Origin of the sequence: Pseudomonas sp. IPO3778 (assembly GCF_013386825.1) — a bacterium.
Classification (GTDB): Bacteria; Pseudomonadota; Gammaproteobacteria; order Pseudomonadales; family Pseudomonadaceae; genus Aquipseudomonas.
In genome coordinates, this window is record NZ_JACARC010000147.1 from 1 (window position 1) to 363 (window position 363).

At 53.4% G+C, this 363-nt stretch carries 1 protein-coding gene; it reads right to left on the reverse strand.

The window, feature by feature from the left end; genetic code table 11:
• Window positions 1–332: SDR family NAD(P)-dependent oxidoreductase (locus HX855_RS32960; RefSeq protein ID WP_178948084.1), on the reverse strand; the 332-nt coding region annotated here is incomplete at its 3' end.
• Window positions 333–363: the final 31 nt, after the last annotated feature.

Genomic DNA, 363 nt, shown 5'->3' on the forward strand with positions numbered 1-363 from the left:
TTGATGCCAAAGGTGCGGTCAAACGACGCTTCGGTGATCGATCCGATCGGCTCGAAATCTCCCAGCCCTGCGTTGGCGAACAAGATGTCGATACGACCTTTATCCGCTTTGACTTGCGCGTAGATTCGGTCAAGGTCATCCAGGTTTGAAATGTCACCCTGAATGGCTACGGTTCCAGCGCCAATGATCTGCAGCGCTTTATCCAGTTCCTCTTGCCGACGCCCCACGATAACGACTTGCGCGCCTTCTGCAGCAAAACGTATGGCAGTGGCCAAGCCGATACCGCTGTTGCCGCCAGTGATCAGTGCAATTTTTCCGTTGAGCCTGCTCATGTTGGTTTCCCAAAAAAGTTGAGGCCCAACT